A 16,666-nucleotide genomic window follows, 5' to 3' on the forward strand; every position below is an offset into this window, starting at 1 on the left:
TTAGTTTATTGTAATTGAGTTGAAAATTTCAGATGAATATGAAATAAAAAATCATAGTAACACTTATTCTTAATAAGAATTTTTAGCATTTTGATTAACTTAAAATAATTTAGTTTTGATAAAGATTGAAAAATTATGGAAATTACTAGTTGTAATACTTTTTTATAGCTGTCAAACAGAAAAAGTTTCCAAAACTTACAATATTGTTTTAAATGAAAAAAATGGACAGGATGCTATAATTTCTAAAGCGTATCCTACAAATAATTATGGAGATCATAAAGTGTTACATTTAATCTCTAGAATTAAAAATGACAGTTTAAAAGATGATAACAGGTTTGTATTGGGCTTTGATATGCCTGAAATTAGTAGAGCGGCTGAAATAGATTCAGCTTTTATTTACTTATATAGGAATGATTTAAAAACGAATGGTGATGTTAATTTTTACGTTCAAAGGATAACTTATCCTTGGGTAGAAAATAGAATTACGTGGGATGGTCAGCCATCAATAAGTAGAGAAAACGAGGTTATTGTTGATTCTTCTAGAGGAAAGCGAGAAAAGTACAAGATAGATATTTCTAATTTTATTAAGGGCTTTGCAAGGAAAGAATATAGAAATTTAGGTTTTATGTTTAGATTAGTAAATGAGAATTCAAAAAATAATATGATAAGTTTTTACTCAAGTAATTCAGATGATTTAGCTAAGAGACCAAAAGTAGAAATTAGGTACAAAGATAAGAAATAAATAACTTACAGTTTTATATAGTACTGACCTAAACCAATATAAATGAGAAAACTTCACCTTATTTCAGCAATGTATTCAACAAAGGGACATGGTTTTGAGTATGTCCGTAATTTTTGTGATAATTTAAAGAGTGAATTCAATATAATTCTACATTTAGCCTCAGATACAGAGATAGACACTCCGCCTAATATAAAAGTTAATTACACTGGAGTAAATTATGTAAAAACAGACGCTAAGAATTTTGTTAAATACGGTAAGTTTGCACCATATTTTAGGGCAATTATGAAGCAATATGTTTCTTATTGTTACTATAAAAAAATAGTAAAGTCTGGTATTATTCAAAAGAATGATTTGGTATACATTATGGATTATGATGTTATTCCATTGTTAACCTTAATTAAAAAGTTAAATAAAAAAGGGGTAATAAAAACTTTTTTATGGATTCATAGTGCAAAGTTTCAGTCTAAGGATATAATTTACTCTTTATACAAAAGTGTTTTTAAATATATTTTTAATAATAAAATCTTAAATAACATTCAAGGTATAGTAGTAAATGGTAAATATATAAAGTCTGAAATTTCTAAATTTTTAAAAATTCAGGATCATAAAATACATATTATTCAATACCCTAGTTCTATCCCATTTAAAAAGGTTTCAAAACCCTTAGCTCGAAAAGAATTAGGGTTAAAACAAAATGATAATGTTATTCTTTTCTTTGGTATGCTGCGTAAAGATAAGAATATTGAGTTTACAATAGAAAATGTTTCTAAGTCTAATAAGGAACCAAAATTAATTATTGCTGGATCTGAAGCGTCGGTCACTAAAGAGGATATTGATAAGTGGATTACAAAGCATAATATGAAAAATTATATGCTTGATATAGATTATATTTCAGAAGAAAAAATGGCTTTATATTATAGTTGCAGTGATTTATTAATACTGACTTATGAGTTGGAGTCAGGTTCTCAAAGTGGTCCATTATCATTAGCTAGAGAATTTGAGTTACCGGCTTTAGTAACTAATACAGGAGAAATTGGGAAGTATGTAATAGATAATAATGTTGGGCTTACTGCTGATGTTGTTGGAGAAAATTCATTTGTTAAAAAAATAGATTATTTTTTTAACATGAGTAATGATGAACAAGAGGGCTTAAAGAAAAGTTTGATAACGGCCAAGGATAAATTTTCTTGGAAAGAAGCTAAAAAGAAATACCTTATTTTGTTTGATGTCTAATATAAGTGACTTTTTTAAATCAACAAAGAGTTTAGGGAGAGATGTTTTAATTCTTTCGGTTGGGATTTTGTTAGCTCAAGTCATTCCATTATTACTGCAACCCTTTTTAAAAAGAACATTTTCACCTGAGGATTTTGGAACATACGATGTATTCCTTAAGTCATTTTCTATTTTAGTAGCACTTTCATCCTTAAAATATGAAAATGCCATTCTGCTTCCAAAAAAAGACACTGACTCTAAACATGTACTTTACTTAAGTGTGATTATTAGTACAATTATTTGCTTGTTGTTATTTATCATAATATTAATTTTTAAAAATAGAGTACATTACTACTTTAAGGAATTTTCTTTTTTAGCGATGTGCCTTTTACCAATTAGTGTTTATAGTTATTCAATTTTTAATACATTTAATATGTATTTAATCAGAAAGCAAAGGTTTTTGTTGTCTTCCTCGAGTAAAGTATCTAGACGTTTTTCAGAGGGCTTAATACAGTTTCTTTTTGGATATTTTAAAAATCCTAATGGTTTATTAATTGGTGATACAATAGGTAACACAGTTCAAGGCGCTTTTTCTTTTTGGAAAGTAAGATCAATGACTTCGTTAAAAAACATTAGCCTTATCAGGATTAAGAAAGTAATGTATGAGTATAGAGAGTTGCCAGTATTTACTTTAATTCCTAATATTTTAAATACATTTGTATTAGGGTCGTTAACTTTCTTAATACTAAGTAAGTTTGATATAAAAGAAGTGGGTTATCTGGAGTTTACCCAAAAAATATTAGCTATTCCGTCTGTATTTATATCTATTGCGATATCTCAAGTTGTTTTCCAGCGAGTTAGTCAACTAATTAACAAGAAAGAAAAAATTTTACCACTCTTATTGTCTGTGATTCTTATGTTATTATCATTTTCTACCTTGTTTATATTGTTAATACAATTTTATGGAGAAGAAATATTTGTTTTCATAGGGGGAGAAGGCTGGGAAAATTCTGGGAAATATGCCAAAATATTAGTTTATGGGTCAGCAATAATGCTTATATTTTCACCTTTAGGAAAAGTACTAATTGCTTTGAAAAAATTTAAAATTAATTCACTATGGGAGATAAGTAAGTTTGCTGTAGTATTATTTTTGTTTTATGCAGATGGTCTATCATTAATAATGTATTTAAAGCTCTATACTTGGATTATTCTATTGTTTTATTTAATTTATGGGGTTATTATAATATACATGTCTTACAAATATCAAATTGAGGAAATTAAAGCTAAGTAAAAGATTTTTTATAAATGCGCTTTTCACTATTTTTATTATTTCAGGAATAATAAAGTCAATATTTTTCTATATTGGAGTGCCTAGGTTCATAGATGTTACAGCTATTTCTGCTTTAATGATATTGTGTGATATTGTCTATGTTACAATAAAAAAGAAAGGAAAAATACTGATTAACAATAAGCAACTTGTCTATACATTTTTAATAATTTTTTTTCAATGTGTTGTTTTTATAAGTTTATTTTACACTGCATCTACTGGTTTTGGTTACTATAAAAGTTTATTACTGATATTAAATATTATTGCTTTTATATATCCGATTTTTAGAAAAGAAATTACCATAGAATCCTTTTTTAGTCTCTTATATAATATTATAATTCCGTTTAGCGTATTTATTATTTTTTTGAATTTTGTAAGGTGGACTCCTTATAAAACGCTTATAAATATTGAAAGGGCAGATGAAATAAGAGGTCATTACTTAACAATTGGAATGTTCTTAGGACTTATTGCTTATTATAATATTTGTTTTAGAAATCAGCTTAAGTCTAACTTTGATCTTAAGGTTGTATTACCTATATTTTTATTGGTTATTTCTAGTGCACGGGGACCTCTTATTTTTTTTATTATTACAATGCTCTTATTTTTTCTATTTAAAATAAAAAGTCTAAAATTAAGAATACGCAACACGAATTTGGTTTTTGGAGGAATTATAGCTTTGGTAATTTTTGCCACCCCATTAAGAAACCTTTTTTTTAATCTTTTTCAAAGAACATTTAATAGATTTTACGTAATGTTTAATTCTGATAGTGGAGGAGCTTCAATTAGCGGAAGGTTAGATTTTTTATCATTTTCTTTTGATAGTATTACAGAAGGGCCAATACGTTTATTGTTTGGTTCAGGAATAGGTAGTTTTATGTTTTTGTATACAGGGAATGATGGTAGAGGGTATCCCCATAATATTTTAATAGAAAGTCTTTTTGAATTGGGTGTTTTGGGTTTTCTTATATTGTCAAGTTTTCTATTTTTCATATTTTTCTATAAAACAAAAAAAGTAACTTCTAAATTAATCTTAATATTTCTTATATTATGTTATTCAAAAACTGGAGGTTTAGAAGATATCCGAATTATATATGGAATGTATGCACTATACCTTAGTAGTCTATATTCACCTAAAGTAATAGAATTATAATCTTTATGGCAAAAACAATACTACAACTTTCAAATGATTTTCCTGATCAAAAAATATATGTTAACCTTGTTAATAGATTGTCAAATTTTGGATATAATCAAATAGTTTATGTTCCTGTTAAGTGGGAAGATAAAATAGATGGAAATAGAGATGAAAGTATTAAAAATGTTGAATATCACTATTCATATATTCTTAAAAGATCTCTTTTGTTTAGATTACAGTATCATAAGAAAATCAATATTATATTGCAAGATCTTGAGAGTAAAGTGGATTTAAGAGAGGTGGATTTAATTCATGGACATTTCTTATTTAGTGACGGAGGAGTAGCTTATAAAATTAAAAAAAAGTATAATATTCCTTATGTAGTTAGTGTAAGAGCATCTGATATATTTACTTTTTTTAAATGGATGTTTCATTTAAGAAAATTTGGAAATAAAATAATGAATGAAGCGGAAAGAGTAATTTTCATTAACCCATCATATGTTGAAATTTTTAAAGAAAAATATTTAAGTAAATTTCACTCAGATATTTTAAACAAAATCAGTGTCGTTCCTAACGCTATTGATGACAAGTGGTTTTCTAATTTAGTAGTGCAAAAAAGAATTGTTGAGCCCATACGACTTTTGTATGTTGGTCGTATTGTTAAAAGAAAAAAACTAGATGTTGTTATCAATGCTCTAAAAGAACTTAATAAAAAAAGTAAAAAAAAATATGTTCTGGAAGTTGTAGGAGATGGTAATTTTATACATACTGTTAAAAAGATGGCAGACAATAACGTTATTTTTCATGGGCATATTTATAATTTTTCTAAACTTTTAGAAATATATAAAAGGAGTCAAATATTTGTTATGCCATCTATTAAGGAAACTTTTGGTTTAGTATATGTAGAAGCTCTTAGTCAAGGTTTACCTATAGTATTTTGTAAAGGAGAGGGTGTTGATGGTTTTTTTAAAGAAAACGAGGTAGGAGTATCTGTAAGGAACGATAGTGTGAATGATGTAATACGAGCAGTGGATTATATTGAAAAAGAATATGAGCAGCTTACTCAAAATACGCTGCAGCAATCAGAAAAATTTAATTGGGATGAATGCACAAAATCATTTATTGAGATTTATGAAAGGTCTTTTTATTAAAACTGAAAATAACGTACAAATTAATCTTTTTTGGAATTTTATTCTCCTTGGTTTTGTTACATTACCTTTTGGAATACAGCCATCTAGTTTTTTATTTATTCTGTCAATGTTTTTTGGTGTTTCAAGTATTTTTATGATTAAAAAAACATATAGTTTAGACATTATTAATTGGTCCTTTCCATTACTTTTTTTCCTTATGACTATAAGTCTCTATTATAGTTATGATGTTAAAGAAGGTCTTAAACTTATAGAAAGATCGTTACCTTTAATCATATTTCCTATTATTTTTATGTTTATTAGAGCAAATAAGGAGATTATAGATAAAGTATCTAAGGCATTTATTTTTGGTATATTTATTACATTTATTTTTAATTTAATTAAAGCTTTTTACTCTTCTTTAACAATTAATGAAGAAGGAGTAAACTTCAATTCAGCAATAAAAGCAGGTCTAAATATTGAAGAATCAATTATTGATGGAGGAAATTACTTTTTTGGTGGATACTTCTCTACCTTTATGCATCCAAGCTATGTAGGTTTATATGTTTTAGTGGGTATTATTTACACTTTAAAAAGTTCGTTATCAAGAAAAATAAAACTTTTCTTATTAATAACTCTATCAGTATATATCTTTTTTTTATCTTCCAAATCAGCATTAGTTCTACTCTTGTTAATTGGTGTTATATTTTTAATCTATTACAAAAATTCTAGTCGAATAATTATTTTTAGTACTGTTGCTTTTTTGGGAATATTAGTTTTTATTAATCCAAGAATTAATCAAGGAATTAAAAGACTTAATGATTTTAATTTGAAAGAAAACCACAAGTATACTACATCTTCTCAATCAAGAATTTTATCTTGGAAAGTGGCACTAGATTTGATTGAGAAATCTCCTTTCCTAGGATATGGAGTTGGTGATGCAGATAAAGAATTACTAATTGGGTATTTAAAATCAGATTATATTACAAATGCAGAAAATGAATATAATGCTCATAATCAATTTCTTCAAACAACTCTTCAGGTTGGTGTTCTGGGTTTAATATTATTTTTATTACCATTTGCAGTAATAGGTTATAGAGTTTCAAATATATATAATCTAAGTATGCTTATTGTTTTAATAATATCATTAGTATTTGAATCTATGCTTGTTAGGTACAATGGAATTATTTTCTATTCTATTGTAGTGCCCATATTGTTGAATAAATTAGATGTAACATGCAACAGTAAAAATATTTAATATTGTACTTGAAAATCTTTTTCGAAAGGTTTGCTGTTCCAAGCTTTTTTAGAAGTCCAATCTTCATCTTTTCCAGACCAAAATTTATCTGTTTTGTTTAAACCAAGGGGTAAAAAACTTAGTGTAGTCATATATAAACTACCCCTTGATGTATAATAGTCTGCAAGTTCAGGTTGGTTGCCCCTAAACCCTAACTCTAACCATCCGTCTTTATCAAAAACGTCATCAATAAATAGATTTTTTTTAATGGCTGTTAGAGCACATCTCACTTGCGCGGGTTTAATTTTTGTTGGTAATTTTTTTAATAAAGAAACGTGAGATAAGGTTTGAAATGCTCCCGTTCTGTATGTTATAGATCTTCCTATAACGGGATATGTTCCTTCAGGAGAAATCATTCTTTCTAATTGTACAGCAAATCTAATCATTCTTTTTAAAGATAAATCATACTCTTCCTCTTTTGTTAAGCCTTTCTTTACTAAAACGTTTAGTGTATCTACTAGCATACTATGCATTACAAAGGAATTGTAATAATTAAAAGAAAACTTTACGCCATCCTTATACCAGCCGTCACCTATATACCAATCTTTATAATAATCAAGAGCTTCATCTACATATTTTTTTTCCCAATTTTCATCAATAGATAGTAAAAATATTTCTGTTATCGCTCTACAAAGTAACCAGTTGTTTTTATATGCTTTTCTTGTCCTTAATGCTTTTAACTCCTCTACAAATCTTTTTTTTGTAATTTCATCCAAAGGCTCCCAAAGTTGTTTTGGAGCTCTTAAGAATGCTTGTACAAGGTGTCCTGCATCTACTATTGGTTGTTTTTCTGTCCTGAAATTTAGATAATCCGGACTTGAAGGGTTGACCGCGTTTACCATTCCTTTCAAGAATACACTTCTTAATTTTTTCCTCATTTTACCCTCTTTACTTTCGTCGTCTGGTAAGGAAAGCCAAGGGGCAATTCCAGCAGCTGTTCTTGCAACTGCCTCTAAATAAGTGACATTTTTACGACCATCGTAAGTAGGAGATTTGGTTGCAGGCATATTTTTTGCTAATGTTTCATTTGCCAAATTTGAAAAAACAGGATAAGAAATTTTAAAAAGTAGGTTACACCAATATGCCCTATCTTTGTCTCCACTTTTAGCTTTGTGTTTATGAGATTTAGCAGATATACTTTGAGGTTTTATAAAGGTAATAATTCCAGATAAAGACATAGCTGTTATAAATTTTCTTCTAAGCATAATTTTTTAATTTCTTTGTAAATTATAAAAAAGTCTAAAACATTTTTATCTAATTTAATAAAAATAGCTCTAATTTTTTTAAATGAATAACAAAGTTTCTATAGTGACGCCTGTATATAATTCTGAGAAGTTTGTCTCAGACTGTATACAATCTGTTCAGGATCAAACATATGAAAATTGGGAGCACATCTTGGTAGATGATTGTTCTTCAGATCTAAGTGCTTCTATTATTAAGGAATTTGCTAAGACAGATTCAAGGGTTATCTATGTGAAATTAAAGAAAAATAGTGGTGCTGGTGTTTCTAGAAATAAGGCAATTGAATTAGCAAGCGGGAGTTATATTGCATTTTTAGATAGTGATGATATTTGGCATAAGGATAAATTAGGTAGACAAATTGAATTTATGGTAAAAAATAAACACAATTTTTCCTTTTCTTCCTATGACGTAATTGATGAAAAGGGAAATGTATTGTCAAAGAGTAAAAAGGTGTTAAATCACGTTAATTATAATAGGGCATTATTTAAGAACCCTATTGGGTGTTTGACGGTTATTTATAATTGTGATAGTCTAGGGAAGCATTATATGCCGTCAATTAGAAAGAGACAAGATTATGCATTATGGTTAAAGTTATTGAAGATTACCGATGCGTATGGATTAAATCTAAATTTAGCTTCTTATAGAATAGTGAATAACTCTATTTCCTCCAATAAACTAGATTTATTAAAATATGAATGGAAAATATATAGAGAAGAAGAAAAGCTTTCGTTTATTAAATCTTCTTTTTATTTATTTACAGCGGTTGTTTTAAAATTGAAATCTTATTTTTGTTAGAAATTAGAGTACATAATTAATGGCTAAACCTTCAATTTTAAATTCGGTCGAGAGAAAATTTATTCTTTTAATAGGTGACTTGTTAATTATTTTAGCGTCATTAAATTTACTTATTAATTTTGCTATAGATAAACAATTTGTATCATTAAATCTTAAGGTCTTAATTTTTGCAATAGGGTTGCTTTTTTACTTAATGCTTGCATATATTCTTGACTTTTATAATTTAGAAAAAGTCTCTAAAAAAAAGTATTTACTTTCTCAGTCTCTATATATATCGGGGATATATGTGTTATCAATTTTTGTTTTCACTGTTATATTTTTTGATGTTAGCTTTTGGAGAATTCCTTTATTGTGTTTTTTGCTTTTAACTCCAGTTCAAATTGGATTATGGCGTTTTTTTTACCGTAATGTATTTAATATAATTCCAGTAACAAAAAATGTTTTATACGTTTATGACGAAAAAAACAAAGATGAAATAAAGGATGAAATAGCTAAAATTAACGGAACTGATTTAGAAACCTTTTATAAAGTTAAGCTAACTCTTACTTCTAATCATAAGGAATTTACTAATAAGAAATCTATCTTAGAAGCCACAGATAAAATTGATACTTGGATAATAAATACAGATAGTTACAATAATTTTTCTAAAGAATTAGAAAAAGCTATTATAATGGCAATGTTAAAAGGAAAAGAAGTCATTTCTTTTACTTCTTTTTATGAAAATATGTATGAGGCTCTACCTATTAAATCTCATAACGATAGTTTTTATGAAATACTTCAGTTTAGAAATATTAAAATTAGATATTTATTAAGAATATTTAGTTTTTTGGTAAACTTTATGTTAGCGCTTTTTGTTGGACTATTTTTTGTGTTCACCATACCATTTGTTTTTATACTTAATTTGTTTTTCAACCGAGGTCCTTTGTTTTATTCACAGAAGAGAGTGGGTTTATATGGTAACGAATTTAAAATTTATAAATATAGATCAATGGTTACTGACGCTGAGAAATCTGGAGCAAAAATGGCTGTTAAAAACGATGCAAGAATAACACCTTTTGGAAGAATATTGAGGTTATTTAGAATTGATGAATTGCCTCAAATTATTTCGGTTATTAAAGGAGATATGCAGTTTATTGGTCCTAGGCCTGAACGAAAAGTTTTTGTTAAAGAACTAAATAAAATTGTTCCTTTTTATGATGTTAGACATTTGATTAGGCCTGGTATTACAGGTTGGGCACAGGTAAAATATAAGTATGGTGAAAATTTAGATGATTCTATTAGAAAATTAGAGTATGATATGTATTACATTAAAAATAGGTCTATTACTTTAGATTTAAGAATTATATTTAAAACGGTTACTACAGTTTTATTTTCAAGAGGAGTTTAAAATCATAGTACAAACCGTACTTAACGCTGTTTCTGGAGAAGAAAAGGCATATTAAAAAATAGAATGAAAAAAGTACTTATTACTGGAGCAGCAGGATTTTTAGGATCTCATTTATGCGACAGGTTCATAAAAGAGGGTTTCTACGTAATTGCAATGGACAATTTAATTACGGGAGACTTAAAAAATATTGAGCACCTTTTTCCATTAGAAAATTTTGAGTTTCAACATCATGATGTGTCTAAGTTTATTCATATTCCTGGTAAATTAGACTATATATTACATTTTGCATCACCAGCAAGTCCTATAGATTATTTAAAAATTCCTATCGAGACATTAAAGGTTGGTGCGTTAGGTACACATAATTTGCTTGGAGTAGCAAAAGAAAAAAATGCGACTATTTTGGTAGCTTCTACCTCAGAGGTGTACGGAGATCCATTAGTACACCCGCAAAACGAAGAATATTATGGTAATGTAAGTCCGGTTGGGCCACGTGGAGTTTACGACGAGGCTAAACGTTTTATGGAGTCTATTACTATGGCTTACCATCGTTTTCACGGACTAGATACGCGTATAGTTAGGATTTTTAATACCTACGGGCCTAGAATGCGACTAAACGATGGTCGTGTTGTACCAGCATTTATGGGTCAGGCTTTACGAGGAGAAGATTTAACGGTGTTTGGCGACGGAAAGCAAACAAGGTCTTTCTGTTATATAGATGATCAAGTAGAGGGCATTTATAGGCTTCTAATGAGCAACTATAGCTATCCTGTTAACATTGGTAATCCACACGAAACTACAATAGGCGAATTTGCAGAAGAAATAATAAAACTTACTGGTACAGAGCAAAAGGTAATTTACAAGCCTTTACCAACAGATGACCCAATGCAAAGACAACCAGATATTACTAAAGCAAAGGAACTGTTGGGTTGGGAACCTAGGGTTTCTAGGGAAGAAGGACTAAAAATTGTTTTCGACTACTTTAAGTCGTTATCCCCTGAAGAATTACAAGATAAAGAACATAGAGATTTTTCTAAATAGAGAGACATAGAGACTAGAGTATAGAAAATAGAGAATAGATTAAAATGAGTTGGTCTTGCATCTAGAATCTATCAGCGCAGCGATCTTGTATCTATTTACCTTAACAGTAAGTCTATATTCTTATTTTTAACAGCGAAGCTATCTATACTCTCACTTCTTTTTTTCTTTTTTTTAAAGGATATTAATTTGCCTTACTGTATTTTTGGGCAAACTTTTACATTATGAATATTCTTATCCTTGGATCTGGTGGTAGAGAACATACTATTGCCTGGAAACTAAATCAAAGTAAAAAGCTAAACAAACTATTTGTAGCACCTGGTAATGCTGGTACTGCTTCAATAGCAAAAAATATACCAATTGGTGTTAATGATTTTCAAGCTATAAAAGAAGTTGTTCTTGCAGAACAGATAAATATGGTTGTTGTTGGCCCAGAAGACCCTTTGGTTAATGGTGTACATGATTTCTTTTTAAACGACATCGATTTAAAAAATATTCCAGTAATTGGTCCGCAAAAAGCAGCCGCAACTTTAGAGGGTAGTAAAGATTTTGCTAAAGAATTTATGATGCGTCATAATATTCCTACTGCAGCATATAAAAGTTTTACAGCAGATACGTTGGCAGAAGGACAAGCGTTTTTAGAAACCTTAAAAGCTCCTTATGTTTTAAAAGCAGATGGTTTAGCAGCAGGTAAAGGTGTTTTAATTTTACAAGATTTACAGGAAGCTAAAAAAGAACTTGCTTCTATGTTGGTAGATTCTAAATTTGGAGATGCTAGTACAACAGTTGTAATAGAGGAGTTTTTAGACGGTATAGAGCTTAGTGTTTTTGTGCTTACAGATGGTAAAAACTTTAAAGTATTGCCAACAGCTAAAGATTACAAGCGTATTGGCGAGGGTGATACTGGTTTAAATACAGGCGGTATGGGTGCTATTTCTCCTGTTCCTTTTGCTAGTGATGAGTTTATGAGTAAAATACACAACCAAATTGTAAAACCAACGGTAGAAGGCCTTGCTAAAGATAATTTACCGTACAAAGGTTTTATTTTTATTGGGCTTATTAAAGTTGATAATGAACCAAAGGTTATAGAATACAATGTGCGCTTAGGAGATCCGGAAACTGAAGTTGTTTTACCACGTTTACAAAACGATTTAGTTGAGGTTTTTGAAGCTGTAGGCAACCAAACGTTAGATACCATTGATATTAAAATTGATGAGCGTACGGCAACTACAGTTATGACAGTATCTGGTGGTTACCCTGAAGCTTATGAAAAAGGTAAAGAGATAACAGGCTTAGACTTAGTAGAGGGTTCTATTGTATTTCATGCAGGCACTAAGTTAGATGGTGATAAAGTGGTTACTAGTGGTGGCCGTGTAATGGCAGTAACATCGTTTGGAGCTAATTTTAAAGAGGCTTTAGCACAGTCGTATAAAAACGTAGAAAAGCTACATTTTGATAAAATAAACTATAGAAAAGATCTAGGTTTCGATTTGTAAAACCAAAAAAAAACAATAAAATAAAAACCCAACTAGTAACTACATAAGTAGCTAGTTGGGTTTTCTTAGTGTATGAGTAAATCTAATTTAGCCGGTACAGCTAATAAAAGATATTTTTAGATCTTAATAAATGAGTGTGCGTTAGCGCTCTTGTCTTCCTCGCCATTAGCAGCGTGCTCTTTAAGTTGTAACATCCAATATACCATTGCTATTGCACCAATAATCATAAAAATCCAGTTAAGTGTATTTGCAGCCCACCAGTTTTCTAATTCTAATGCTCTTAATAAATCTAAAGGAGCAAAAAGTACATCAACAAATAAATCCTCTATTGCTTTAAAAAATGTTTTCATCTTATATGTATATTTACCGTGCAAAAATATAAAAACTCTAGATGATTTCAAGCTTTTTTGGAAAAACAAAACCTATAAATTACATAATTGTACTTACTTTATTGTTGGTGTTTTATGGTACGGTACGTTTTTTTGGAGAGAATACCTTGTTTACACTGGGGTTAGTAGCTTCTAATATTGGTATAGTTGCAGCACTATTTTTTACAATTTTCCTTGTAAATTTTATTGTTAAACGTAATAAAATCACAAAGGCAAACTCTTTTGCTGTACTTTTTTATGGTTTATTATGTGTTTTTTTTCCTGCTTCTTTAACAGATACTAACGGTATCTTTTGCAGTTTTTTTATTGTTTTGGCTACCCGAAAAATATTAAGTCTTAAATCATTAAAAGAAATTAAGTATAAAATTTTTGATGCATCTATGTGGATTATAGTAGCCAGCTTGTTTTATGATTGGGCTCTACTTTATCTTGTTTGGGTTTATATTGCTATTTATATTTATGAACCAAAAAATATTAGAAATTGGTTTTTACCATTATCTGCCTTGGTCACAGTTGCCTTAATTACATCTGCTGTTTTTGCAGTGCTTGGTAAGTTCAATTTTGTATTACAACACTATGTTTTTACATTAAATATTAACGCAGATATGTTTAGGGAGTGGAGCAAAAGCTCTGCAACTATAGTGTATTTAATTGTTGTAATTATTGTAGGTGTAGTAAGTAGTGTTAAACTTGGCAAAAGTGGTGTTGGTCGTTTGGCAAGTATGCGTTTAGTTGCTGTATCTTTTACCGTGGGTATTTTTATAACCTTATTTGAGACTTCTCTTGGTTATTTTCCAATAATGATTACTTTTTTTCCGGCAGCAGTCTTTTTAACCAATTACATAGAAATTTTACGTAAACCTCGTTTTAAAGAATTAAATCTTTTTATAGCTATTGTTGTACCAATAACGGTGTTTGTGTTTAAGGTTATACTAAAGTAAAATTGGTATATTTGCCTAAAATTTTACAGTATGTTCAGTGATTTTGCCTTTAAAATATTTAATCAAAGTATAGATAAATACCACGTTTTAGATAATGTATATCAATCTTTTGAAAACCCATATCCAAAAGACGAAATTGCCCATTTGTTGTATCGTAAAAACTGGATAGATACCGTACAATGGCATTATGAGGACATCATAAGAGATCCTAATATAGACCCTGTAGATGCATTAGATTTAAAACGTAAAATTGACGCAAGTAATCAAGATAGGACAGATTTGGTAGAGTATATAGATAGTTATTTTCTAAATAAATACCATACGGTACAAATTAAAGATAATGCTACAATAAATACAGAGAGTCCTGCTTGGGCAGTAGATAGATTGTCTATTTTGGCATTAAAGGTTTACCATATGCAGGAAGAAGCTACAAGAGCAGATGCTACTGAAGACCATAGGCAAAAGTGTAAAGCTAAATTAGATGTATTATTAGAGCAGAAAAAAGACTTATCTACCGCAATAGATCAGCTATTAGCAGATATTGAAGCTGGTAACAAATATATGAAAGTGTACAAGCAAATGAAAATGTACAATGATGACGAGCTAAACCCAGTGCTTCGTGCAAACTAAGCATCAAGAGCACATATTAATAATTCGGTTGTCTGCAATGGGAGACGTTGCAATGACTGTGCCCGTTGTAAAAGGGTTGTTAATCCAAAATCCAGATTTAAAAATTACCATTTTAACAAGACGGTTTTTTACCCCAATGTTTGCACAATTGCCTAACGTACAGGTTTATGAGGCAGACGTTAAGGGCAAACATAAAGGCGTAAACGGACTTTATAAATTGTTTAAAGAGCTAAAAGCGTTAAAAATAACTGCGGTAGCTGATATTCATAACGTTTTACGATCTAACATTCTAAAACAGTTTTTTAAATTATCTGGTATTCCTTTTATACAAATTGATAAAGGCAGAGCCGATAAAAAAGCGTTAACGGCCAGTAAAAATAAAGTTTTTAAGCAGCTGAAAACTACGCAACAACGGTACGTTTCTGTTTTTAGTAAGTTAGGATTTCCCATTAAGTTAGATGAATCTTGTGCTTTGACAAAAGAAAAACTGTCTGATACTGCTATTGCATTGCTGCCAAAAGAACCAAAAAAGTGGATAGGAATTGCACCATTTGCTGCTTTTGAGGGTAAAACGTACCCTTTAGAGCTTATGGAACAAGTAGTAAGCAGTTTAAATACAACCAATGCTTATACTGTTATCCTTTTTGGAGGAGGAGATAAAGAAAAAGAAGTTTTAGATAGCTGGGAACAAACGTATAGCAATTGTGTTTCGGTGGTTAAAAAACTAAGATTTACAGAAGAACTCTCTTTAATCTCAAACCTAGACGTTATGTTAGCTATGGATAGCGGTAACGCACACCTAAGCGCAATGTTTGCGGTGCCAACAATAACACTTTGGGGAGTTACACACCCATTTGCTGGTTTTTACCCATTTGCGCAACAAAGCACAAATGCATTGTTAGCAAACAGAGAAAATTACCCACTTATACCAACATCTGTGTATGGCAATAAATTTCCGCCTGGTTATGAAAAAGCAATGAAAACCATACTGCCAGACGATGTTGTACAAAAGGTTTTGGAGGTTGTTGGGTAATTCGAAATAGCATAAATGTTTTTAAATTTCTATTTTGAAAAACTTAAACATCGTTAAAAACGATAATTTAATCTCTACCGCTTAACAGCAATAGTTTTAAAGTAACTACGCAATTGCTGAATGTATTTGTAACGAAATAATTTTGCATTACCATTTATCATTAACACACGTACACCCATATAAGAAGACATTAAAAAGCTAGCAACAGCTTCACTATCTACGTGGCGGTCTATATAACCGTCAGTTTTTCCTTTTTGTAAATTGGTAATCAAATTTACTTCCCACACCTTAAACATCTCTTTAAGGAGCTTTACAATGGTTTCATTTTTGCCGCTAAACTCGGTCATAAAATTACTTAACACAAAGCCATTGTCTAATTGGTTGTGTTCTGCCGTTTCAAGAGCATTGTCAAAGCACTTGTCTAAAATTACAGCAGGGTTTTCTAGTCCTTCAAAAGGAGCAATTAATTCGCTATATACTTTTGGGAAAATAATATTCTGTAAAATACTTATAAAAAATTCTTCCTTAGATTTAAAATGATAATAGAACGCCCCTTTTGATAAAGACAATACTTTTAGTATATCATCTACACTGGTATCATAATATCCATTTTTATAAAATATTTCTAGACCAACAGACTGCATTCTTTGCATTGTGGCCATACGTTTTAAGTTCTTTTCCATTATAGCTTCTTTTTACAGTAAAAAGACTGGTTAGTTTGCTGCTTACTTTTTGTTTTGTAATCGCAACGTGTGTTTATAGGTGTAAATGGTATGGGGAACGACAAACTACACTATTTTTTAAATAAAAATATAGTTTACCCTAGTGTATAAACTACTTGGTTTGTTTTATTATTGTGCAAAAAAGGAAATAATTAACAA

The 16,666-nt window shown here is 29.6% G+C and carries 16 protein-coding genes; 13 read left to right on the forward strand and 3 right to left on the reverse strand.

The annotated features are described in order from the left end of the window. Nucleotides 1-115: 115 nt before the first annotated feature. From BFJ87_RS09310 to BFJ87_RS09335, 6 genes are read left to right on the forward strand one after another with little or no spacing between them, the layout of a single operon-like run. Nucleotides 116-742 carry a DNRLRE domain-containing protein gene (locus tag BFJ87_RS09310; RefSeq protein ID WP_077403238.1) on the forward strand — a complete coding sequence of 209 codons (627 nt, stop codon included), beginning with the start codon at nucleotides 116-118 and terminating at the stop codon, nucleotides 740-742. A gap of 42 nt (nucleotides 743-784) precedes the next feature. Next, complete coding sequence (locus BFJ87_RS09315; protein ID WP_077403241.1) at nucleotides 785-1,975, forward strand: glycosyltransferase family 4 protein; 1,191 nt, start codon at nucleotides 785-787, stop codon at nucleotides 1,973-1,975. Next, entirely contained in the window at nucleotides 1,968-3,245 is a 1,278-nt protein-coding gene (locus BFJ87_RS09320) for a lipopolysaccharide biosynthesis protein (RefSeq protein WP_077403244.1), read from the forward strand. The genes BFJ87_RS09315 and BFJ87_RS09320 overlap by 8 nt, the downstream gene beginning before the upstream one ends. Continuing rightward, complete coding sequence (locus BFJ87_RS09325; protein ID WP_077403247.1) at nucleotides 3,223-4,431, forward strand: O-antigen ligase family protein; 1,209 nt, start codon at nucleotides 3,223-3,225, stop codon at nucleotides 4,429-4,431. Before BFJ87_RS09320 ends, BFJ87_RS09325 begins: the two co-directional genes overlap by 23 nt. 5 nt (nucleotides 4,432-4,436) lie before the next feature. Next, nucleotides 4,437-5,564, forward strand: coding sequence for a glycosyltransferase family 4 protein (locus tag BFJ87_RS09330; RefSeq protein ID WP_077403250.1), 1,128 nt, complete (start codon nucleotides 4,437-4,439; stop codon nucleotides 5,562-5,564). Next, entirely contained in the window at nucleotides 5,515-6,798 is a 1,284-nt protein-coding gene (locus tag BFJ87_RS09335; RefSeq protein WP_171974495.1) for an O-antigen ligase family protein, read from the forward strand. The genes BFJ87_RS09330 and BFJ87_RS09335 overlap by 50 nt, the downstream gene beginning before the upstream one ends. On the opposite strand, the gene BFJ87_RS09340 is transcribed toward BFJ87_RS09335, so the two are convergent. Further along, complete coding sequence (locus BFJ87_RS09340; protein WP_077403256.1) at nucleotides 6,795-8,042, reverse strand: DUF2264 domain-containing protein; 1,248 nt, start codon at nucleotides 8,040-8,042, stop codon at nucleotides 6,795-6,797. The two genes, BFJ87_RS09335 and BFJ87_RS09340, sit on opposite strands and share 4 nt — an antisense overlap. 82 nt (nucleotides 8,043-8,124) lie before the next feature. Here BFJ87_RS09340 and BFJ87_RS09345 point away from each other — a divergent pair, with 82 nt between their 5' ends. The 4 genes from BFJ87_RS09345 to purD all read left to right on the forward strand — a co-directional run bounded on the left by BFJ87_RS09345 (nucleotide 8,125) and on the right by purD (nucleotide 12,792). Further along, the gene (locus BFJ87_RS09345) at nucleotides 8,125-8,874 is read left to right on the forward strand and encodes a glycosyltransferase family 2 protein (RefSeq protein ID WP_077403259.1); all 750 of its coding nucleotides are present in this window, start codon (nucleotides 8,125-8,127) and stop codon (nucleotides 8,872-8,874) included. A gap of 19 nt (nucleotides 8,875-8,893) precedes the next feature. Further along, nucleotides 8,894-10,261, forward strand: a complete 1,368-nt coding sequence (locus BFJ87_RS09350; RefSeq protein WP_077403262.1) for a sugar transferase — start codon at nucleotides 8,894-8,896, stop codon at nucleotides 10,259-10,261. A 63-nt stretch (nucleotides 10,262-10,324) separates the two neighbouring features. Then, nucleotides 10,325-11,299, forward strand: a complete 975-nt coding sequence (locus tag BFJ87_RS09355; protein ID WP_077403264.1) for a UDP-glucuronic acid decarboxylase family protein — start codon at nucleotides 10,325-10,327, stop codon at nucleotides 11,297-11,299. Between the two features lie 221 nt (nucleotides 11,300-11,520). Next, nucleotides 11,521-12,792, forward strand: a complete 1,272-nt coding sequence (gene purD / locus BFJ87_RS09360) for a phosphoribosylamine--glycine ligase (protein WP_077403267.1) — start codon at nucleotides 11,521-11,523, stop codon at nucleotides 12,790-12,792. Nucleotides 12,793-12,908: 116 nt separating this feature from the next. On the opposite strand, the gene BFJ87_RS09365 is transcribed toward purD, so the two are convergent. Then, nucleotides 12,909-13,142, reverse strand: a complete 234-nt coding sequence (locus tag BFJ87_RS09365) for a DUF6341 family protein (protein WP_077403270.1) — start codon at nucleotides 13,140-13,142, stop codon at nucleotides 12,909-12,911. A gap of 41 nt (nucleotides 13,143-13,183) precedes the next feature. On the opposite strand from BFJ87_RS09365, the gene BFJ87_RS09370 reads away from it, so the two are divergent. The 3 genes from BFJ87_RS09370 to BFJ87_RS09380 are packed head-to-tail and all read left to right on the forward strand — an operon-like array spanning nucleotide 13,184 to nucleotide 15,785. Next, nucleotides 13,184-14,122 (forward strand): hypothetical protein, encoded by a 939-nt coding sequence (locus BFJ87_RS09370; RefSeq protein WP_077403273.1) that lies wholly within the window; start codon nucleotides 13,184-13,186, stop codon nucleotides 14,120-14,122. A gap of 30 nt (nucleotides 14,123-14,152) precedes the next feature. Beyond that, nucleotides 14,153-14,752 (forward strand): DUF4254 domain-containing protein, encoded by a 600-nt coding sequence (locus BFJ87_RS09375; protein ID WP_077403276.1) that lies wholly within the window; start codon nucleotides 14,153-14,155, stop codon nucleotides 14,750-14,752. Between the two features lie 37 nt (nucleotides 14,753-14,789). Further along, the gene (locus BFJ87_RS09380; protein ID WP_077403279.1) at nucleotides 14,790-15,785 is read left to right on the forward strand and encodes a glycosyltransferase family 9 protein; all 996 of its coding nucleotides are present in this window, start codon (nucleotides 14,790-14,792) and stop codon (nucleotides 15,783-15,785) included. A 74-nt stretch (nucleotides 15,786-15,859) separates the two neighbouring features. Here the strand turns inward: BFJ87_RS09380 and BFJ87_RS09385 are convergent, their stop codons facing one another. Next, entirely contained in the window at nucleotides 15,860-16,468 is a 609-nt protein-coding gene (locus BFJ87_RS09385; protein WP_077403282.1) for a TetR/AcrR family transcriptional regulator, read from the reverse strand. Nucleotides 16,469-16,666: the final 198 nt, after the last annotated feature.

It is taken from the genome of Cellulophaga omnivescoria (genome assembly GCF_001999725.1).
Classification (GTDB): Bacteria; Bacteroidota; Bacteroidia; order Flavobacteriales; family Flavobacteriaceae; genus Cellulophaga; species Cellulophaga omnivescoria.